Annotated in this window: 21 protein-coding genes and 1 pseudogene; 13 read left to right on the plus strand and 9 right to left on the minus strand. The window is 45.1% G+C overall.

Features of this window, described 5'->3' with window-relative positions; all coding sequences use genetic code 11:
* The first annotated feature begins 1,354 nt into the window (after positions 1-1,354).
* The 3 genes from amrS to SIB68_RS04365 all read left to right on the plus strand — a co-directional run bounded on the left by amrS (position 1,355) and on the right by SIB68_RS04365 (position 5,047).
* Complete coding sequence (amrS, locus tag SIB68_RS04355; RefSeq protein WP_063399297.1) at positions 1,355-2,437, plus strand: AmmeMemoRadiSam system radical SAM enzyme; 1,083 nt, start codon at positions 1,355-1,357, stop codon at positions 2,435-2,437.
* 241 nt (positions 2,438-2,678) lie between these two features.
* Complete coding sequence (amrB, locus tag SIB68_RS04360) at positions 2,679-4,097, plus strand: AmmeMemoRadiSam system protein B (RefSeq protein ID WP_063399296.1); 1,419 nt, start codon at positions 2,679-2,681, stop codon at positions 4,095-4,097.
* Positions 4,098-4,762: 665 nt separating this feature from the next.
* The gene (locus SIB68_RS04365; RefSeq protein ID WP_155724879.1) at positions 4,763-5,047 is read left to right on the plus strand and encodes a hypothetical protein; all 285 of its coding nucleotides are present in this window, start codon (positions 4,763-4,765) and stop codon (positions 5,045-5,047) included.
* A gap of 320 nt (positions 5,048-5,367) precedes the next feature.
* Here SIB68_RS04365 and SIB68_RS04370 read toward each other — a convergent pair whose 3' ends face one another.
* Positions 5,368-5,640 (minus strand): cupin domain-containing protein, encoded by a 273-nt coding sequence (locus SIB68_RS04370; RefSeq protein ID WP_063399294.1) that lies wholly within the window; start codon positions 5,638-5,640, stop codon positions 5,368-5,370.
* Positions 5,641-7,005: 1,365 nt separating this feature from the next.
* Positions 7,006-8,220, minus strand: a complete 1,215-nt coding sequence (locus SIB68_RS04375; RefSeq protein WP_063399292.1) for a pyridoxal phosphate-dependent aminotransferase — start codon at positions 8,218-8,220, stop codon at positions 7,006-7,008.
* 342 nt (positions 8,221-8,562) lie between these two features.
* Here SIB68_RS04375 and SIB68_RS04380 point away from each other — a divergent pair, with 342 nt between their 5' ends.
* A complete protein-coding gene (locus tag SIB68_RS04380) occupies positions 8,563-9,180 on the plus strand; it encodes a MarC family protein (protein WP_063399291.1) in 618 nt (205 codons plus the stop codon).
* 101 nt (positions 9,181-9,281) lie between these two features.
* On the opposite strand, the gene SIB68_RS04385 is transcribed toward SIB68_RS04380, so the two are convergent.
* Positions 9,282-9,437 (minus strand): hypothetical protein, encoded by a 156-nt coding sequence (locus SIB68_RS04385; protein WP_155724878.1) that lies wholly within the window; start codon positions 9,435-9,437, stop codon positions 9,282-9,284.
* Positions 9,438-9,986: 549 nt separating this feature from the next.
* Between SIB68_RS04385 and SIB68_RS04390 the strand changes: the two genes are divergently transcribed.
* Together SIB68_RS04390 and SIB68_RS04395 are read left to right on the plus strand one after the other, a co-directional pair.
* Complete coding sequence (locus SIB68_RS04390) at positions 9,987-10,727, plus strand: dienelactone hydrolase family protein (protein ID WP_063399289.1); 741 nt, start codon at positions 9,987-9,989, stop codon at positions 10,725-10,727.
* A gap of 170 nt (positions 10,728-10,897) precedes the next feature.
* On the plus strand, positions 10,898-11,368 hold the full coding sequence (locus SIB68_RS04395) for a DUF427 domain-containing protein (RefSeq protein WP_063399288.1): 471 nt from the start codon (positions 10,898-10,900) through the stop codon (positions 11,366-11,368).
* Positions 11,369-11,440: 72 nt separating this feature from the next.
* On the opposite strand, the gene SIB68_RS04400 is transcribed toward SIB68_RS04395, so the two are convergent.
* Complete coding sequence (locus SIB68_RS04400) at positions 11,441-11,782, minus strand: Ets-domain-containing protein (RefSeq protein WP_074160260.1); 342 nt, start codon at positions 11,780-11,782, stop codon at positions 11,441-11,443.
* 167 nt (positions 11,783-11,949) lie between these two features.
* Here SIB68_RS04400 and SIB68_RS04405 point away from each other — a divergent pair, with 167 nt between their 5' ends.
* A complete protein-coding gene (locus SIB68_RS04405; protein WP_063399333.1) occupies positions 11,950-12,285 on the plus strand; it encodes a DUF1499 domain-containing protein in 336 nt (111 codons plus the stop codon).
* Between the two features lie 1,408 nt (positions 12,286-13,693).
* Here the strand turns inward: SIB68_RS04405 and SIB68_RS04410 are convergent.
* Entirely contained in the window at positions 13,694-13,897 is a 204-nt protein-coding gene (locus SIB68_RS04410) for a hypothetical protein (protein ID WP_063397085.1), read from the minus strand.
* 133 nt (positions 13,898-14,030) lie between these two features.
* Between SIB68_RS04410 and SIB68_RS04415 the strand changes: the two genes are divergently transcribed.
* Entirely contained in the window at positions 14,031-14,324 is a 294-nt protein-coding gene (locus SIB68_RS04415) for a hypothetical protein (RefSeq protein WP_063399287.1), read from the plus strand.
* Between the two features lie 306 nt (positions 14,325-14,630).
* Positions 14,631-14,783 (plus strand): annotated as a pseudogene (locus SIB68_RS04420) (DUF1330 domain-containing protein); the annotation flags it as partial.
* Positions 14,784-14,849: 66 nt separating this feature from the next.
* On the opposite strand, the gene SIB68_RS04425 reads toward SIB68_RS04420, so the two are convergent.
* Together SIB68_RS04425 and SIB68_RS04430 are read right to left on the minus strand one after the other, a co-directional pair.
* Positions 14,850-15,125: an Ets-domain-containing protein gene (locus SIB68_RS04425; RefSeq protein WP_074160258.1), complete on the minus strand. Its 276-nt coding sequence runs from the start codon at positions 15,123-15,125 to the stop codon at positions 14,850-14,852.
* A gap of 50 nt (positions 15,126-15,175) precedes the next feature.
* Complete coding sequence (locus SIB68_RS04430; protein ID WP_063399286.1) at positions 15,176-15,514, minus strand: DUF3288 family protein; 339 nt, start codon at positions 15,512-15,514, stop codon at positions 15,176-15,178.
* A gap of 262 nt (positions 15,515-15,776) precedes the next feature.
* Between SIB68_RS04430 and SIB68_RS04435 the strand changes: the two genes are divergently transcribed.
* Both SIB68_RS04435 and SIB68_RS04440 read left to right on the plus strand, forming a co-directional pair.
* The gene (locus tag SIB68_RS04435; protein ID WP_063399285.1) at positions 15,777-16,184 is read left to right on the plus strand and encodes an OsmC family protein; all 408 of its coding nucleotides are present in this window, start codon (positions 15,777-15,779) and stop codon (positions 16,182-16,184) included.
* Positions 16,185-16,621: 437 nt separating this feature from the next.
* A complete protein-coding gene (locus SIB68_RS04440) occupies positions 16,622-16,855 on the plus strand; it encodes a hypothetical protein (RefSeq protein ID WP_063399284.1) in 234 nt (77 codons plus the stop codon).
* A 422-nt stretch (positions 16,856-17,277) separates the two neighbouring features.
* Here the strand turns inward: SIB68_RS04440 and SIB68_RS04445 are convergent, their stop codons facing one another.
* Positions 17,278-17,535 (minus strand): lactate dehydrogenase, encoded by a 258-nt coding sequence (locus tag SIB68_RS04445; RefSeq protein ID WP_236068805.1) that lies wholly within the window; start codon positions 17,533-17,535, stop codon positions 17,278-17,280.
* A gap of 345 nt (positions 17,536-17,880) precedes the next feature.
* Here SIB68_RS04445 and SIB68_RS04450 point away from each other — a divergent pair, with 345 nt between their 5' ends.
* Both SIB68_RS04450 and SIB68_RS04455 read left to right on the plus strand, forming a co-directional pair.
* Positions 17,881-18,381 (plus strand): hypothetical protein, encoded by a 501-nt coding sequence (locus SIB68_RS04450; protein WP_063399283.1) that lies wholly within the window; start codon positions 17,881-17,883, stop codon positions 18,379-18,381.
* Positions 18,382-18,557: 176 nt separating this feature from the next.
* Entirely contained in the window at positions 18,558-18,797 is a 240-nt protein-coding gene (locus SIB68_RS04455; protein WP_063399282.1) for a hypothetical protein, read from the plus strand.
* 186 nt (positions 18,798-18,983) lie between these two features.
* On the opposite strand, the gene SIB68_RS04460 is transcribed toward SIB68_RS04455, so the two are convergent.
* Complete coding sequence (locus SIB68_RS04460; protein WP_063399281.1) at positions 18,984-19,268, minus strand: hypothetical protein; 285 nt, start codon at positions 19,266-19,268, stop codon at positions 18,984-18,986.
* Between the last annotated feature and the right edge of the window lie 188 nt (positions 19,269-19,456).

The following is a 19,456-nucleotide window of genomic DNA, read 5'->3' on the forward strand; positions in this document are numbered from 1 at the left end:
TCAACTCAAGCAATTGTTCTACGCTAGACATAGATTAATATTGGCAAATAAGTGTCCGATAACTTCGGAAATTGCCAGAATAAGCTTGGTATTTGATTCCCATATTCCTTGATCTTGCTCATCACCAGAAGAGTTTAAAGCTGAGACTTTAGCTCTATACATCCTTCAACGGTAGGTTTAGTTCATCCAAGAAAGATTTCAATTCATCACTGAATTCTCGACAATATATTTGCATAAGTGTCATTAGCATTTAGTTCAATCGAATCTCACATCGACAAGAATATTTCCTCTTTTCATTGCATAACCACATATTGGTCGCGCTTTGTACTGGCTTATGGCTAGACTATGAGCAGCCAAAAGATCAATACTTGAACAACACCTCTAGCTGGAACGATTTCTTTGCGGGCAATGCAACAATACTTACAGAGTTTACAGTCGCACTAGCGACAGTTGCTTGGCTCTATATCCTGAGACAGCGACCTAATGATAATGAGTAAGAGCAACTAATTTTAGAGACCTGCTATTGCTGTGAATTTATCACTTAGCACTTTAATCATACTATTATTAGTGATGCAGGATAGTGTCAATGCTCAGGGCTTTAAAAACTCAATCCGTCAATGTAGCCGAGAAGTATATAATCTAATCGAAGGAGAGCATCAATACGTATGCATGACTAAATCGGCAGTAACGCAATTAGGAGCTAGAGAGAAAGTCTTCATAGAGGAGTGTAAGACCACATATGCAAGAAGGTTTGACAGATGGTCTAGAACTTTCGTAGAAAGAGTGGTCAAAGAAAAGTGTACCTCTAAGCCTAAGGATCCTGAAATAATTATTGAGTATCCCGAAGTCTGGCCGTAGCTAAATACTTATGGTTGAACACTATGTAGGAATAGTCCCTTGTCACAAATATCTAACATCTAAACAAAGATCATGACATCTGAGCTGGTCAATACGAAGTCGCCTGAAATAGATTTACTTGAATGTAGGTTAGGCAAGTAAATTGCATGAAAGGTGGGGGTTCAATCGCTCGCTATGCTCACTCGTTCACATCACTATCAATAAAGGAGACTCAGTCAATCTAATCTCTCTTCTTGAAGGCATCTGGGACTTGTGAGCAAGGCAACCTCTCCACCCTGTTTATGTGGTGAGTGTGATCAAGGCAGGGCTGCTTGGAGACTCAAGATGACTTAACTCTCTTGTGGTTCTAATAAGTCCTAGCAATATCCTTTAGCATTTTAACGGCAATTTCTAGACACTCATACACAAATTAGAGATAGAATGAATTCCTAGAGATTGGCAGTTCGATTGTATTGATGGAACTCAATGATTTCTTGATCACTAAGCACGCCACACCATGACTGATACTGCCCCATTACACCTAGGTCGATGGTGGTCGCAAGATGGTGAAAAAATCCGATGCGATCTCTGCCCACGTCATTGTCGAATGAAACCAGGCCAGCGAGGGTTTTGTTTTGTGCGACAAGCCACTGCTGAAGGCATGGCCCTAACCACTTACGGCCGGTCAAGTGGTTTTTGCATCGACCCGATCGAAAAGAAACCGCTCAATCATTTTTATCCAGGTTCTTCAGTGCTTTCATTCGGAACAGCAGGTTGCAATCTGGGTTGCAAGTTCTGTCAAAACTGGGACATCTCGAAATCTCGAGAGATGGATCGTTTGATGGATGCTGCCTCACCCGAGGGGCTAGCTGCGACTGCTCAACAACACGGCTGCCGCTCAGTCGCTTTTACCTACAACGACCCTGTGATCTTTGCGGAATATGCCATCGACGTGGCACAAGCAAATCGAGCGCGCGGGATCAAAAATGTGGCCGTCACTGCCGGCTACATCACCGCAAATGCTCGAGCAGAGTTCTTCGAAGTGATGGATGCAGTCAACGTAGATCTCAAAGCCTTCACTCAACACTTTTACCGAGACTTATGTGCAAGCGAGATTGAACCAGTCAAAGACACCCTTCGCTATCTGGTGCATGAAACCGATACTTGGGTTGAGATCACAACCCTATTGATCCCGGAAGAAAACGATGGCGATGACGAAATCCGTAAACTCGCTGAGTGGGTCCACGAAGAGCTACGCCCAAATATTCCTATTCATTTTTCTGCTTATCACCCTGACTACAAGCTCAATCGCCCCAAAACTCCTCCATCAACATTGACCAAGGCAAGGTTGATCGCGATTGAGGAAGGCCTGCAATTTGTCTACACAGGTAACGTGCACGACCCAGCCGGAGACAACACACGTTGCCCTGATTGCAAGCATTTGCTCATCGAGCGCGACTGGTATGCATTGGGCCAGTGGGGACTCTCCACAACAGTGAAAGGAACATGTGCACAATGCGGCACCAGGATCCCTGGTCACTTTGATGCCACTCCTGGTCAATGGGGCCGGAAACGACAACCGGTACGTATTGGCCAATAACTCAGCGATGGAAGGTTGCCAACACCTATCTCAGACAATGCCGCCGAAATGAACGTATTTGAGCTGATATTGAGGCTGCATTAATCATGAAAATTTCCAAGTTAGACTCAAATCAAATATCCTCTAAGCAGATCGAATCGATATGGACTATTGCCGACGGAACTGCATAGATGGGGGACTGCCACGCATCAACGCCTTCAAGTACAAGCCTTTGGCCAGCTAAGGAAAGAGTCTTAAAGCAATGGGTAAGGTGAGAGCCCCTGCAGTAGCTGGAGTTTTTTACTCAGCTGATAGAGAAACGCTCGCAAGCGACGTCGCCAGATTGATCGCGAATGCTGACACAACAAATCCCTTGCAGCCCAAGGCGCTAATCGCTCCACATGCAGGTTACGTTTACTCAGGCCAAGTCGCGGCCAATGCCTATATCACCTGGCAAAGTCAAAAAGACAAAATTGAACATGTTGTTTTGATCGGCCCTGCTCATCGCATCGCCCTACAGGGCGTTGCTGTGCCATCAGTGGATGCCTTTCAAACACCTCTAGGAAAAGTTGAAATTGACCGTGAAGCCATCACCGCAATTCTTGACTTACCTCAGATCAGCGTCAATGACGAAGCACACCGCCCGGAACATTCACTTGAGGTCCATCTTCCATTTCTCCAGAAAGTTCTTGGCGAATTCAAATTGCTACCACTTGTGGTTGGTGCCGTTTCCGGCAAACAGGTTGCCGAAGTCATTGAACGTCTCTGGGGCAGTGATTCAACACGGTTTCTCATCAGCACTGATCTCAGCCATTTCAAGGACTACAAAAATGCCCAGAAGATTGATAGAGAAACGGCTCAATCTATCGAAAGTTTGAATCCAGACATGCTTAGCCCAGAAAAAGCATGTGGTTGTATTCCAGTTGCCGGAATGTTGATTGCAGCACGTAAATATGGCCTCTCTGTTAAGCGACTTGCTTTGCAAAACTCTGGTGACACAGCAGGCAACAAAGAACGAGTCGTTGGTTATGGTTCCTGGGCCGTATGCAAGAAAATCGATCAAAGCAATTCTCTACGAGTGGAAGAGGATTGGGGTCTACTGAATCGTGAAGCAGGGCGTCTTATCAGAATTGCAGCACAGACCGTGGCCTATTCGATTGAAAATGGTCATCCTCCTACTGTAGACATCACTTCTTTCCCGCCAGAACTTCAACAAAAGCGCGCCACTTTTGTCACATTAAATAAAAACGGGAATTTACGAGGCTGTATCGGTACTGTCCAGGCCTATCGACCACTCATCGCGGATGTCGTCGATAATGCCTATAAAGCTGCAATGAAAGATCCGCGGTTTTCTCCTATAGAGTTAGAAGAGGCCTCAGAACTTGAGATCTCAATCTCGCTTCTCAGCCCTTTTGAAAGAATGACATTCTCAGATGAAGCAGATTTCATGCAACAACTGCGTCAAAATGTCGACGGGCTGATCATCGCTGACCAAGGGAAACGTAGTGTTTTTCTACCGCAGGTCTGGGAAAGTCTTCCGGAGAAGACTGAATTCGTAGAGCAGCTCAAAAAGAAAGCTGGTCTGCCTAGCAATTACTGGGGGGATACATTGCAAGCCTGGCGTTTTACGGCTATTTCAGTAAAATCATCAACGGAAACTCAAATCAACAACAAAGAATGAGCAATAAAAACCAAATCAACAAAGCAGCACAATCGCAATTACTTGATTAAAAAGATACAAAAAGGTCAATAAATATGGAAAATAAAAACGGCTTGCACAAATAGGTCCACACATGTACGCAGGCAAAAAAACAAAAACACCTATTTTTAAAAAACTTACAAATTATTTATCACCACTTGATACTTCTCAAGCAGCAATCAAGCAGAGACATTCAAATATCTCGAATTAATGCAACTCAGGCCCTTATACCAATTACCGCTTAAGTGTAAATATTCGAACTAATATCGAAGACAGCGGAGATCTAAAGTTTAAGCAGCGTGGATTATGCTGATTTAATCTATCAAGCTAGTGTTTCAATCTCCCAAAAGAAATGTTCTTGTTAGCCAGCCATGAAAGCTGGGATAATGATGAAAACGTTACACATTGGCGAGGGAGCCATAAGGCAGATAGCAAGATCTTCCACTTGGCTCTCTCGCTATTGGCTGTTCTAAACTTCCAGAATAAATGAAGTGATAGAGAAATTGCCCCGGCAATGACTCCAGCCATAGTTTGTTTTTTTCATTCACTCAATTATCTAGCTTTGTCAAGTTCCAGGGCCTTCTCCTATGGAGCCCCCTCAAAGAACGAGGCCTGAGTAGACCTGTCTAAGGGAGGGATCGCTCGTATTGAGTATTCCCTCCGATCGCGCATTGCAGGTTGATGCGCTTTCCTTCAAGCAAAGAAAATACATGAGTACATGGCACATCAAGCAAGACAAAGAGAAGACCATTACGAATCCATCATTGAGGCCTACAACAGAGGAGAGCTTTGGCCGACAGGCTCATGTCGCAGCACAGGCTGCTCAGCAGAAAACCCAGTCAACATCGAGTCGTTTAGAGAAAGAATGTGCAATGCTTCAGATCAAGCAACTGCAAGATGATCTCGATTGGCTTAGCCATTGGCATGTGTGATTACGCTCCGTCTTCCCCCGTGGCCTTGATGTGAATACAGCATTGATTCTTAGCAACGCGAAGAACGTCAGATCAATCTTGAGTAGGCCAAGCAAAAAGCACAAAACCTATGTAGCAAAACTGAACGACGAAAATGCCCTCCTTCACCAGATCGCACCCTGGACAGTAGCAATACTGCATTATAAGGCTACTGTTATTTACCTGCCTGGTCTGCTTAATGTTCCCCGAGAGCAATCAACGAATCAATGCATTTCTTAGACCATGCATTGATCCAGTTGTTCAGCGAGATCACTTCACAGCTAGCCGTCAGGGCTCATTCATCAACCAAAGCGATAGTGCTTACGAACTGCCTGATGAACCTCCCAAATGCATGACATTCCAGCAGGGAACACCACCAGATCACCTGCACCAAAGCGCACGGGCTTTCCGCCTTCGGGCTTAACGGTCACCTCGCCTTCCAACAACAGACAGGTTTCCTGTTCATCATAAGTCCAAGGAAATGTGCTGGCCTCACATGTCCAAATGGGCCATTGCCGGATGCCCAGTTCATTAATTGTGCTCTCTGGACATGCAGAGGTAACGCTAATCGCCATGGGCGGGTCGAAGGGAAGCTCTCTTGAACCTAGTAGCAGACCTGATGAATTGTTTAACAAGAACACGGAGCGGAAGCTTCAGGTTTCTTTAAAGATGACGAATAGAAGCAAAGGTGCTAACGAGAACAAACTCTTAGATGGAGCTAAGTTTGTCTGTTGAATGAGACAAACCAATCATTTGCTCAGTTATGCCAAGACCTCATTCAACAGAATCAAACCACTTTGCGGTAGCAGCTAACCTGGATCAATCTGCGCTCCAACGCCAAGAGTAAGAAGATGAAGAGACACTGCAGCAAGCAAAAACAGCCACTGCAAGACTTGGGCAAGTCATTGGCAGCAGGGCCTAGGTGTTGTCACTGGTCAGACAAGCTGCACATCAGAGATGCCACTTTATTAAGCCTATGCGTGTCTATCAGCTAGTATTCAACAATTGTTTCGTGTTTTCAGAGGTCACATGTCAAAGAAAGACTGGTTCGGCATTGGATATGTGTCTGCATGGGTATTGATTTGGGGAACCATAGGTTCTCTGATTGATTTGCCATTTCTGAACTCTGAAATCTACTTGCCAGGGTCAATAGGCCAAGTCACGACATTCATTGTCACAGCGATCATATCCGTGATCGTTGGCGTATTGCTATATCCAAAGGTATTAGAAAACACCCTTATTGTATCAGCATTAGGCTTGGATACTGACGAGAAAAAATAATTTCAATCATCGAAGTTAGCCTGCCATAATAGAGACATGCAGGATTGCTAAAAGGTCTGTATTTATTTTCATACGAGAAGAGAATGGGTGAAATTAGACACCTAAGAATGAAAACAAAAGCCTCTAAAATTAGATCCATGCATTCTCGCAGCATTATTGATGTTCTCACCAACAGACGAAGGCTTTATCACTTCATTGGCCCTCAAAGAGTGATGATGAAAAATAGTCAACATTGCCAAAAAGCATGCGAGGCAAAGGCAATCAGCCCCTACGATCATTCCCATAGAGTTAGGAGCAAGAGTTCTGATCACTATTTACCTTCCAATCAATTATGGTAAAAAGCCATAGGAAGCATCATGGCTAGCAATAAGCGGATCAAATCAAAGACTTACTTAAAAAATTGAATTGCTTAACAGGCAAGAAAGTCATTAAATCATATCTACAAAATGCTGCAAGTGTTCACGGCAATGGATAGAATCTAATAGAAATAAATGCAGCCATTGATGATCGTACGGCCATTGGCTTATTGCATGATTTGAGTAAGGTTTCAGCAGCAAAACTCTCTGCTGCAGAGCTGATCAAAATTCACCACGCAGTCATTACTCAACAAGTTCTGATTGCTATTTTCAATAAAAATAAATTGGAATTAACTTTATTATTCAGGTGGTACGGTCTCCTTGTTGAACAGCATTAAGCAAGCCTGCCTCCAAGCGATCAAAGGCATCTATCAATTCAGCGCCTTCAAGCATCCCCACGCTGATTCGCAGTACACAACTCTCGTTCTTGAAACCAAAACTACAACCTCCAATCGTGGCAACTCGATAATCTCTTGCCAGCTGACGCATCAAGGTGTCTCCATTGCAACCACAATCCACTTCAAGTAAGCAATAAAAAGCTCCATTGGGTTGATGTAAAAAGCGCCAGGGTCGATCGTTGCTAGCGGCAAAACGCTTCAAGAGCAACTGATACCGACTCAACAATTGAGAGACATTCTGCCGCACCCAATCAGAACCATCCAACAAGGCCGCAATCGCTGCTCGTTGGCAAAAACGAGGTGGACAGATCAAGACTGTGTCTTGAACCTTGGCCAAAGCCTTACTCCAGCCAATAGGAAAAGACATATAACCAAGACGCCATCCGGCCATGCCATAGGCCTTGGAGAACGAATAGAGCGAAACAGTATGGTTCCCTGCGCCAGGAAGAGATCCAGGGCTCCAATGAGGTACATCACCAAACACAAAATCCTCATAAGCTTCATCGCTGATGTGCAGCAAACCATGCTGGGCACAGATCCCATTGATGGCGGCAAGTAAGGTTTGAGGGAAAACGATTCCGCTTGGATTATTAGGACTTATCGTGACAATGGCACGGGTGCGTTTTGTAATCGCAGCCTCTATGAGCTCAGGGTTAGGTATTAAACCAGCATTCACAGGCACAGGCACTCCACCGGCCAACTGAATAGCCATAAAATGATTAAAGTAATAAGGCAGCGGCAGAATGACCTCATCGCCAGGGTCACAGAGAACCTGAGCAATGGCATGAAATGCCATGTTGCTACCTGCAGTGACCATGACCATGCTTTCGGCCAAATCCAAACCGTTCTGGATCATCAATTTTTGCTTAATTAGGTCAAGCAGATCAGGATCACCTCGAACTGGGCCATAACGATTAAGGCTTGATTCTTGATTCAACAGAGCATTGTTCATTGCCAGTTTTACGGCAACGGGTGGAGCCCAATTCACCATGCCCTGGGCCAGCGAAAGGGTCCCTGGCGTCTTCGCCACCAACTCGTTAAGTTCTGGAATCACAGGATCCAGCACAGCATCGATCTGCGTGCCAGGTTGAGGGTGTTTGATTGAGGACAAAGAGTTCACGTCGATCGAGTTAAAGGGTCGTCCATTATTTACCAGAATGGAATAGAAATCTCAAATGACCAAATCCATAAGATATTGACCAACTAAAAGAGAAGAACCACTTTCTCAACATGAAGTTATTAAAGCATTGATCATTCCTGAAATAATCCGTCTTACACGAAGCAATCTCAGCCCAGTATAAGTAGCCTACCCAAGAAGCCTGCCGAAATCAAACCCATTACTGATCGCGATCTGCTGCCAATAGAGGCACTCATAGATCAAAAACACCTGGCATAGAATCAACATCTGCGGCTCAATCAGACCTGTAAATGTTAGCAACAAAATCAATTAGTGCCGATCTTTATGTCTCTTCTAAACACTGCCATAGGAATCTTTACTGTTGCTAACCCTATTGGCAATCTGCCGATCTATCTTTCATTCACAGATGGAGATCAAAAAACCGACAAGGCAATCGCACGCAACAGTGCCTTCACCCTCTTGATCGCACTTCTCTTGGCTACATGGCTCGGGAATGATTTGCTGGCAATTTTCGGAATAAGCCAAGGAGGCTTTCAAATATCTGGTGGGTTAATTGTTATCTTGATCGGCCTTTCCATGCTCCGATCCAAACCACCAGAGGAGCACCATGACCCAGCCTCGATTGATCGGGACAAGAGTTCTTCAGGGAAAGGAATCGTGCCTATCGGCATTCCCCTTCTTGCAGGCCCTGGCACACTGACGATTGCAATTGCCGACCCGGTGAATTCTTCCATCGATGGCAAAATTTCATTGAGCTTAATAGTCTTACTACTATCTTTGATAATCTATCTTATTTTTGATGCAGCCGAGATGCTTTCGTCCAAGATTAGTGGATCAGCCCTGCAAGTGCTAACAAAAGTAATGGGAATAGTGCTTACATCTATTGCTGTTCAGATGTTACTTGATGGCCTAAAAATCTCGTTCCCAAACATTTCACAATGAGCCTATGTATGATCATCAAGGCAATGAGAAATTCATAAGCTCGCCGCTTGAACCAGTAAACACCTCCATCGAGACAAACAAAACAGCAAGCTTGTGAAAGCTCATCGTCTTGTCACCTCAACTCGGATATCTGGCTCATCAATTGGCTGTTGAAGCTTAAGCAGCATCTGTTTGATTGCATAAGCAGCAACACCAAAGATCACCAGTGCCCCGATGGCCTGAACAAAAACAACATAAGTGGCGGCAAAAGTGTTCATTCCTCTTCCCTCTTAAACCAGCCAAGCTCAGATCTGGCGCGGATCAATGCAGTGATAAGTGCTCCTCCAAAAAACGCTCCAAACGCTGTTGTAACCAGCAGGATTGCTAATGGAAGGTGTCTTCCAGTCTGGCTTAAAGGGTCTAAAGGATCCATCAAGCCATTAAATAGCCTCAGAGCAATATGGAGCAAAGCTTTGATGAACTGGAATCTCACCAGATTGCTGAGTAGTGACTAGCCCAAAATTCGCCATCACCAGCAAGGAGAACGGTCTTCGTTTACGAATCGTCCCAAGCAAGGGCAGTCTTAAGAGCTACGAGCTCCACAAGCCATTGAGTCCATCGGCACAATTGGTCATAGAAGAGGCTCTTTGAGATCTAAACAAGATCACAAAAGTCCTTATCAAGGCAAACCACCCACTCCTAGAAAGCCTGGCACATCAACCAAGTGATCTAGGCAAAGCAACTCCTAGATCAGCCAGCTAAAGGCCCCATACTGCAGAAATCTGGCAGAAGCCTTCGCACCGACGACTCATGAGACAGCTACTCAAATGAAAAGCGAATGGATTGTGATCAAAGAAGGCTCAGTCCCCCTGCGCTGCTGGTGGTCAAAACCGAGTCAAGGTCGTGATGAAATCGTTGAAGGGCCGAATCGTGTTGTCCTGGTGTTACCAGAAATCTTCGGAGTCAATAACTGGGTTCGCAGTGTGGCCGATCGCCTCGCCACCAGAGGCATCCCAGCCCTGGCGATGCCACTATTTTCTCGCACCGCACCGGAGCTAGAGCTTGGCTATAGCGAAGACAACCTTATCGAAGGTCGACGACACAAGGACTCAACCTCAATGGAGCAAATCCTTACCGATACCTACACAGCTATTTGCTGGCTTAACAAACAGCTTGATCAACCACAAATCACTGTGATTGGCTTCTGTTTCGGCGGACACGCTGCACTGATCACTGCAACCATGACCGAGGTGAGCGAGACCTTCAATTTTTATGGTGCCGGTGTAAGCAAAACCCGCCCGGGAGGTGGTGCACCAAGCCTCGAATTATTGCCGCAGGTCTCAGGCCGACTGACATGTCTGTGCGGTACAGCAGATCCGTTGATCCCAACTTCAGATCGGCAAGCAATCCAAACGGCATTACGCATGCAGGATCCTGATGAAGAGCGACTGCGCTACATAGAGATCAATGGCGCCGATCATGGTTTTATGTGCGAAGAAAGAGAAAGCTTCGCCGCTGAAGCTTCCGCCCTAGGTTGGCACCTACTGCTAGAAAGTCTCGAACGCTAATCATTTGGCAGCTTCTGGCGTCATCCTTGCGACGAACCAATTCTGCTTAAAAAACCTGGGCTTTAACCCTTTTGTCAAAGCCCAGTCCACGACATCTCTTGCATGTGCAACCAGGCTCAAATGTCATCACTCACCCCCTGAACCAAAGTCACTATCTCAACATAGAGCTAATGAGCCTTGAAATTGTTGCTGAGTACCCACGTCCGCCAGCTCTTGTGGCCTGCTCAGATCACGTGATTGTGGAGGCCCTCGGTACGCGTATCTGCGAAACCCATGACTGCCTGCGTGTGCTGGAGACATTCCATCCGCCCACCTACTATCTTCCTCCAAAGGCGATGCGGAAGGATCTACTGATACGCAGCCGTCGCAGGAGTTTCTGCGAATGGAAGGGAATCGCAAACTACTGGGATCTGGTGATTGCAGACAAACGTCTCGAGGGCGCAATCTGGTCATATCCAGATCCCTCCCCAACATTTAGGGCCCTGACGGACTGGTACGCGCTATACCCCGGACGCATGGATCATTGCAGCGTCAATGGAGAGACAGTGATCCCCCAACCCGGACAATTCTATGGAGGATGGATCACATCCCAAGTGGTCGGTCCATTCAAAGGTGATCCTGCTCATCCGCAGTTAATTTGATCCATGAGAGCACCTCAAAAGAAATCGAGGCTGAGTGCAACCATGGTGACTCTGCATCAAAGTGAGCAGCGACTACTCCCTAGGCATTGATAGTGATCCACCATTGCAGTAGCGAGTCGCCCACAACTTCGAAACCAACTGTGGATCCGTTGGGAACGTTCTGCGGTCCCAACGAAAAGACTCCTGAAAACATCCGTTCCAGCGTGTTGCCTGCCTAGAGATTGGCACAAGAGACCAGGCAATCACGATCAAGCTAACAGTACATAAAGTAGCCAAAACTACATAAGAGTGAGATCCAAACCCTTCAATCGAATTGAGGTTCTGTTCTTTACGGTCGGGGTCTTGCATCGATGCAGAGACGTTGTCTGAGAGAGGTTTTTGAACGGTCATCGGTGGATGCCAACTATCACTCATTGCTCCAATCGAGACATCAGACAAAGTTGTGTTCTTAAAATACGGCTTGACAACAGCCTAAAACCTGTAGGTTTCTCTTAAATGATTGCTTTTCAATGAAACGTCTAGCATACAGTCTGCTTCCTTGCTTTTTGATAACGCTCATCACCATTCACAGTGATCCCGCCATGGCATTCTCTAGGGAAGGAAGGTTATCCGAATGCGCAGTTGACACAAACTGTGTGCTTGTTGAACGGGAAGTCAACGAAGTGAAGAAGTCCTATGAAGATCTTTTAGGCATTGGGTCTCAACTACCAAGAACTAAGGTCCTCGAGCAAACCAACAATTATTGGCATGCTGTTGTTAGAAGCCTAGTTTTTCGATTCCCAGATGACCTGGAGATTCTTCAAATACCAAACGAAAAGGTTATCCAAGTTCGATCAGCTTCAAGAGTTGGTGTTTCAGATCTAGGCGTGAACAAGAAAAGAGTTGACAGTCTATTTTCTAGATTGACTAAGGATTAAAGCAGCTAGCAATCCCTCACGAATATTGAGAGGAATAGTCGAGACTTACTATCAATCAAAACAGGTCTAAATAAAAATCATTCATTAAACCTATTGACTCAATTCTCCACCCAATACAAGCGATAGAAACGGGCTGGACCTCGAAGAACTCACTATCAAGAATGAAGATCTTGATTAGCTCGTTGGCCGCTAATCATCACACTGATCTTTAGGAGTGCTGATGCGTCGTTGAATAATAAGGTCTCCTTTCTCAATTCGCTCCACGCACTCCAGACAACTCCCACTAGCGATCAGGGCCTCGAGCTCCCATTCGTATGACGACGATAAAGGAATTCCACAGTATCGGCATCTGATTATACTAGTCATAGAACTCGATGAATACACCTACCTTCTAGCCAGAGATCACTGGTTCAACAGTTGATCCAAGCGAACAACTGGAGAAGCTTGCCTGTAAAGAGCATGCCCCCTCAAAATAGGTGCTGGACAGATAGAAAGCCCTCAAAACCATCAACGCTGTTTCTCAAGCCTTGAAATGCAATCAGAACGAAGGCTTTTAAAAGAAAATAAGCAGAAACTCGTCAAAGCATTTGAGGAAAAGCAAGAGAGGCCATCCAACTAATCAGAGGAAGTGCTAGCAAAACACTATTCAAGGAGCTTTTGCTTTCAGTGCGTCTAGCAAGCGCAGGGGCAGATCGCTAGGGAAATCATCTGTTTAGCAAAATTCGGTCTAGGACGAACCAATGCATGGGAGGACATATGGTTAGCACTGGGTGCAACAAGAGGCGAGTCGAGCAGAGCCTATGGGTACCGCAACTCAAAACCACCAAAAGCTACGACGGTTAGAAACAGTTCAGACACAACCATGAGTTTCCTGTCTAATTATGGGTATCGAACTCCGTCAGCCATGGCCTCACCAGTCGAACAGGCACTATCTCTCTTATCGACTATCAAGCATCCCGTGGAAGGAATGGCCTACCTCTTCTACTTGGCTCTAATCGTTCGCTGGAGGTGGCCAAAAGCTTGGAATAAGTTCCTTGATCGATGCAAGGCGCGTGAGGAGATCAAATCCCTATAGATAGCAATGCCATAAATACTGAGCTAATTTTTATCATCTGAAAACTCTCTAGCCGCAACACATATCACTAACTGGAAGACCAAAAAATGCCGACCTATTGATATATACGCATTGATCAGATTAAAATTCCTTGTAGCAAAAACATGACTTCATAGAAAAATTTAAAGCAATTTAACTTATCAATTAATCGCAAAGTCTAGCTAACAGAAAAACTAGAGAATAAAAAATCCATAACTATTGACCAGACTCTTTTGGTAAAGCATACGTAAGTCAACACTATCAATGCTGGTGCAAAGTAGAATTGGATTGATAGCTATCAGGGTATTTCTCAGGCTAAGGTTTTTTCGGATAGAGATTAGCTATTTTTTTTGCTCTCATCTCATCCTGATAGGCCTTGCTACCTTTGTCTGGGTTAAAATCATCACTTTTAATCAAAAAGAATGGAATACAAAAGGTAAAAACCACCCCAAAAGTTAAAAGTGCGATTCCCCAAGGAGAGAAAGGATCTAAGCCATTTGAGAGATCAGGCACAAGCAAGCTTGATTGAATCAGTCACTCATTCTAGCTGTGTATCTGCCTGAACAACATCGCTATGAATCGGCAGCCAAGACCCATCAGGCATGGGTAAAAACCCCTATGTGCTATAAAGGCCTCCATCTCAAGACATAAAATGCAGTCAACAGGTTCACTGTCTCAAGCCTCTCTCAAGGAACGTATCACCGCTTTTGGCAATCAGAGATGGGAGCGCCTTACTGATCCTCAAAAGGCTTACGCCAAAAAGGCCTGGGGGATCCTGACCTTCAAATGGCGCTGGCAAATCGCGATGAACATTCCATACCTAGCAATTTTTATTCTGGATCGCACCATTCCAGCCGTCCACAAGTTCAATATGGATCTTCTTTCTTCACTCATGGATAAGCTGCCAGTCCCGGAATTTTTATCTTCAATGATTGCGGCTGGCTAGAGGGCAATATTAAAGCCAATTAAAATCACAACAATCGCAATCAAGTATACACTTAAAAGTTTACCTCAACAAAATCATACTCTATGAGCTTCATGCAATAATGGATGAAGCTCATAGAGATGCTTATCAAATAAAATCAAAACCACAACTGAATTATAGATGTTTTTTGTTATGCTAAATACATAGAAAATGGTCTTAAGTCGATAACACAGACACTCAAAGTAACTCTTTCAATTTTTATCTAAGCAGAGCCCTAAAGGGTCTCTTCATGGCTAATTTGTACTTGCTTATCAACAGAGAACCTTTACTAACTTTGAAGGCTTTTCTGAATATGCGAAAGAAGTTGTGCCTTGGATTAATTCAGTAGGAGGTCGCATCCTTTCTAAAGAATTAAAATCTGATATCTGTCAAGGCATCGATGTTCTCTTGGCACTACTCATCGAATTTCCATCTAAATAGGATGCTCAAACGGCTTATCAGGCCCAATCAATTCTTGTAACTTACGCAAAAATGGTGAGGCTTCGTTTACTTCCTTGGCATTGGTAGAGAGCCACCATTGCAGTAGCGAGTCGCCCACAACTTCGAAATCGGTATGGACTCCTTTGGGAAGTCCCTACGTTGCCAGCGTAAGGATTCCTCAAAACATCCGTTCCAACGGGCTGCCTGTCGGGAAATTGGGATAAGCGACCAGGCGATCACGATGATGCTGATAGTACTTAAAGCAGCCAAGACGGGAAAAGCATGGGATCTAACCATTTCGCGTGTGGTCAGTCTCCTGCCTTCCTGATAGGGGGCGCTCATCGATGCAAGGCGAACATCAATAGCAGTATCAACCTTGAGCGGCGTACCAATCAGGTCTCCTTGTCAACGACGTCGGCTCCTGAGCCAACGTCATCGCCAGAAGTGGCAGTGCCTGGTCGCCAACCACTGGACCAGATCGCTCTGGTCTTGGCATTCAGGGCTTCACGATCAAAACCCCAACTCTTAACCACCTTTGTCAGATCTTCCTGCAAGTCCATCGCACCTGGGAAACCGTCGTAACGGTTGAGAAGCATCGCTGCCGTGGTGAGCTGGTCTTCACTGGGATGGCCCTTATGCCCTAAAAGAGCATCAACTCGATCACGATCACTCGCATAGAGGGGGTGGTTTTGATCTGGAGGTGAAGTCTCCTCTTGTTTTTTCTTTTCCATACCAACAGGATATTTGAATGGGCCTATACAAAAAACTGATTTGTATTGATCAATCTCTAGTAGTAGGCCTTAAGCAATTAGGGCCATAGCGATTGGGCTTACTTGAGGTTTAATCCAAGATGATCAGATCAAATCAACCTTGAGGCGATCAAGAATTTAATTAATCTTTGCAGGCTAATGGGGCCTTTAATTTTTTATTCGATGTGGTTCTAAAAGACATCCAATAGCAGAATCTCTGCATAGCAAACCAGTTCAGAGCTGAATGACGATGACCACAATCTCCTGTTGCTACAAGGGCAATCTGCGCTGTGAAGCCCTACATACCCCCTCTGGGGATCGTCTTACCACCGATGCCCCCATCGATCACGAAGGTAAGGGCGAGGCATTCTCACCTACAGACCTAGTCGCAACAGCCCTTGGCACCTGCGTGCTCACCGTGATGGGCATCACTGCCCGTCGCAAGGGCTGGAGAATCGAGGGTGCAGCAGTTGAAGTCGAGAAGATCATGACCAGTGAAGGACCGCGCAGTATCAAAGCCCTTAAACTTCGAATTACCATGCCGCCTGAGCTGAGCGATGAACGGGTCAAGCTGCTTCAAAGGGTGGTTGATACCTGTCCGGTAAAACGCAATCTCGAAGAAGGGATCGCTATGGAGTTCAGCTGGAGCTGATTGACTTCCCTCGTACGACAAGCCTGTCTAAAGCAGTTCTAAGCAGGAGGGCCACTGATACGACTTCACTTCACTTCCATACCTATCTTCCGTGAAAGGCCCCAAGTGACCTTCTTCAACGCATACCTTCAGGCTTCTAACCTTACTGATGTTATGAAGCCTGCAGGTTGAGCCGCTTCACCTCCTGATGACCGTGAATTTGAGCAATTCTGCCTACATCACCAGCGAACAGATCACAACCTAGACATAGGAGAGCTGCTCAAGCTCACTCTGCTCAACACCCTTATGGTCGCGAGTGCACCAGAGGATGCATCATCTAGGGCAAGCAATGGCTGCCCTTTGATTACCCATCTGCAACTATCAGCGAATGATCTTGCAGCATTCTTCAATGCACGAAGAAAACTGAATACAATGTGCGTTAGGAAGCGACTAGATCGATGAGCCGTCGCCATCCAACATTTCTCGATCAATTCATGCATCAGTGGCGACGCGTTCGACGGCATGAGTTAACTCGTACCCTTCGTCACATGTATTACCAACAGAAGCGAGCTGCTTACGTAAGAACCTATGTTGAGAAATCCTTGAGCTCACTTGATCGAGCAGAAGGCAAAATTCAAGACGATCAGCAAGGCTCCCTAGCAGATCAAGCCTACTTCGACGAATGGCCCTAACCCAGTTGTTAAAGAAAAAATTGGGAAACGAAGTTGCAGAGAAAATGACTTCAGCTATTTATCTAAAAAAACATTTAAAGCAACAACTTACCCTATGCATCATTCTATTACTCCAATAGAAATAGACTACGTTTTTGAGAGAGTTTATCTTAAAGAAGACAAATGAAAGCGTCGGAAGAAGATCAACTATCAACTGAATGATACCTTCTAATAGGTGTCGCCATTAGGCCTGCTCTCAAAAGCGTGAACCTTTATAGGTAGGTCGATAAGGAAAGGCTTGTTTACTCAGCTCCGATTAGATTATCTCGTGCCATCTTGCGCAGAACTGCCCTAAGGAAAGCAGAAGAAATACGAATTAAAGCTGAAAAGTTCTAGAACATCTTATGATGTCTAAATTAATAATAGTAACAAATCAATGGTGATTAACTAGAGGGTTTATTACAGTTAGAGAGCTGCTCATAGGCGACATTTCTCTGCATCTGAGCTTCCAATGTGCTCAAGGCTGCCTTAATTGCTTCTAATTCACGCTCCATACGTTCGCGTCTATAGAGCAATACCCCAAGCCGTTTTTTCAAATCCAGGCGACGAATCTCACGGTAATCAGCTTTAAGGGCATCGTTTATTGAATAAGAAACTGATTGTCTGGGTTTTCGTTTGCTATCTGAGCTTTGGATTGCCATTGCTTAACTCCAACCGTTGTTAGCGGGGGCCCACAAAGTAGGCCCCTAAAGCCTTTAAGGACCGACCTCTCCATCCATCACCCTGTCCTTGGCTCTAATTCCGTTTTAGTCAGCAGCAAAACGAACGTCATGAGTGGATGCGCTGGAGTGTTTACACTCCCCCAGGCACTACCAATGGTGTTTTAGCGCAGCTGGACGGATTCTAAAAAACCTGCGTTTAAAGCCGACTCAGGCAGACTCAACACATCCATGGCTAATGCTCCAGACCAGTGGAGGACCATAGAGGCCTAGCGATAGAACGTGTTGACGAGCAGACCCATAATGTAAGGGTCCGGAACCAACCATTTGCGCCTCATTCAAGGGATTTTTAGCAGACCCAACAAAGTCGTCGCCCTGCAAAGGATCGACCTCTCGCGCAATGCTGACCCTGTGCAGTCTTTGCAGGCTCGACTAGAGAGGCTCGATCGAGCAATCGGCGAAACCAGCCGTGCACTCATTCAAGCTCAAGCAGTTAGTGTGCGCTCAATGTTTTCTGGCTCCTCAGATCTCTTGGGAAGTATACAGAAAAAGGTCGTTGAATCATCAGCTCGAAACTCAGTCTCCTGGCATCAGAGCCGTCTGCAGGAGATGACTAAAGAACGTAGGGAGCTACAGCATCAACTAGATAGACTCACCGGGCAAGTATGGCCAAAAAGACTACGTCGCTGGTTACTTTGGGCTGGAATCGGAGCCGCAATAATTGTTGCCTCTACTGTTTTCGTAATGGGGGTTTTTACCGCTATTTATCTATTACCAATCTGGGGAACACTGCTTTTGGTATTGTTCTTATCCCAAAGGAAGAGGTGATAAAGACATAAAGAATAAACAAACGTTTGACGGCAAGCGTCAAACATCAGATTTATCCTATGATTCAAAAAAGTGCCATTCATTGTATTAAAATCAAGAACTGACTTCATCTCAGCCAATACTCCATCATCTGTGCCAATATCATCCTTGTACTTAAGACACAGATCAGAGCGAACATGAAAGTCGGCTTCGTTACCATTATTGTTCTCGCCGCTGGCGTGATGCTTTTTTTATTTTTTACTAGTTACCGTTCAGCCTTTGAAGCCGACCAAGCCTGCCACTTCATAAAATGGGAATCCTATAAGGAAAGCCTTGAATTTGGCTGTGATCATGATCTAGAAACGAACCAATGGATCCTCTATCAAGAGGGTTCTAACCATGAACCAGCAAAAGTAATTAAACGCTTCCGCTATTAACAAGAGCGTTAAGACTTGAAGTTCTAAAGTATTACTAAAAAACATAACATTACAGACTCTGGCTGATCAATGATCTTCAAAAGAACTCTGGACATGATGATCTAGCACTTGATAGTGAATTACACAGATGCAAGAATGGATAAGGACTAAAAGTGAAAGGCACTAACCTTTCATAAGAGCTAACTATTAAAATTTAATTTTCAGAGCTCCATCAAACAACTCAACAGTTCCTCTGGGTTCAGGTCGGTATTCCAAACCACGCTCATGGCGTCTCCCCTGATACCAAAGCCCGTTGCGACGACAAACACCATCGCCAACATAGTGATAACCGATAGTACATACATAATGGTCATGATGATGATGTTTTCCGACTGCGGACATCGGCACTCCAATGAAAACAAATGTTGTTGCAAAGGCAGATTTGAGGAGTTTGACGATTTTCATTCGTTGTTCCAAAAGGTTGCCATCCAACTCTTCAGAATGATTGGAGTATTATCAGCATAATACTGCAATCATATAAATTAGGCCCTAACGCCTTAAAGATTAGACAGTTGTTAGCACATCAGATACAAGACAGTTATGAGGTTGTTAAATCATTCGCAATGATCTAAACGAAGTAGGAATTCCTACTAGCATGAGCATATAAGTCTTCATTGAGA

Origin of the sequence: Prochlorococcus sp. MIT 1323 (assembly GCF_047304905.1) — a bacterium.
Taxonomy (GTDB): Bacteria; Cyanobacteriota; Cyanobacteriia; order PCC-6307; family Cyanobiaceae; genus Prochlorococcus; species Prochlorococcus marinus_D.

Excerpts from the sequence above, each read along its gene's own strand:
- amrS (WP_063399297.1), top strand. The coding sequence starts at position 1,355 with ATGACTGATACTGCCCCATTACACCTAGGTCGATGGTGGTCGCAAGAT.
- amrB (WP_063399296.1), top strand. The coding sequence starts at position 2,679 with ATGGGTAAGGTGAGAGCCCCTGCAGTAGCTGGAGTTTTTTACTCAGCT.
- SIB68_RS04370 (WP_063399294.1), bottom strand. The coding sequence starts at position 5,640 with ATGGCGATTAGCGTTACCTCTGCATGTCCAGAGAGCACAATTAATGAA.
- SIB68_RS04380 (WP_063399291.1), top strand. The coding sequence starts at position 8,563 with ATGTCTCTTCTAAACACTGCCATAGGAATCTTTACTGTTGCTAACCCT.
- SIB68_RS04385 (WP_155724878.1), bottom strand. The coding sequence starts at position 9,437 with ATGAACACTTTTGCCGCCACTTATGTTGTTTTTGTTCAGGCCATCGGG.
- SIB68_RS04390 (WP_063399289.1), top strand. The coding sequence starts at position 9,987 with ATGAAAAGCGAATGGATTGTGATCAAAGAAGGCTCAGTCCCCCTGCGC.
- SIB68_RS04395 (WP_063399288.1), top strand. The coding sequence starts at position 10,898 with ATGAGCCTTGAAATTGTTGCTGAGTACCCACGTCCGCCAGCTCTTGTG.
- SIB68_RS04400 (WP_074160260.1), bottom strand. The coding sequence starts at position 11,782 with ATGAGTGATAGTTGGCATCCACCGATGACCGTTCAAAAACCTCTCTCA.
- SIB68_RS04405 (WP_063399333.1), top strand. The coding sequence starts at position 11,950 with ATGGCATTCTCTAGGGAAGGAAGGTTATCCGAATGCGCAGTTGACACA.
- SIB68_RS04415 (WP_063399287.1), top strand. The coding sequence starts at position 14,031 with ATGCAGTCAACAGGTTCACTGTCTCAAGCCTCTCTCAAGGAACGTATC.
- SIB68_RS04425 (WP_074160258.1), bottom strand. The coding sequence starts at position 15,125 with ATGAGCGCCCCCTATCAGGAAGGCAGGAGACTGACCACACGCGAAATG.
- SIB68_RS04430 (WP_063399286.1), bottom strand. The coding sequence starts at position 15,514 with ATGGAAAAGAAAAAACAAGAGGAGACTTCACCTCCAGATCAAAACCAC.
- SIB68_RS04435 (WP_063399285.1), top strand. The coding sequence starts at position 15,777 with ATGACGATGACCACAATCTCCTGTTGCTACAAGGGCAATCTGCGCTGT.
- SIB68_RS04440 (WP_063399284.1), top strand. The coding sequence starts at position 16,622 with ATGAGCCGTCGCCATCCAACATTTCTCGATCAATTCATGCATCAGTGG.
- SIB68_RS04445 (WP_236068805.1), bottom strand. The coding sequence starts at position 17,535 with ATGGCAATCCAAAGCTCAGATAGCAAACGAAAACCCAGACAATCAGTT.
- SIB68_RS04455 (WP_063399282.1), top strand. The coding sequence starts at position 18,558 with ATGAAAGTCGGCTTCGTTACCATTATTGTTCTCGCCGCTGGCGTGATG.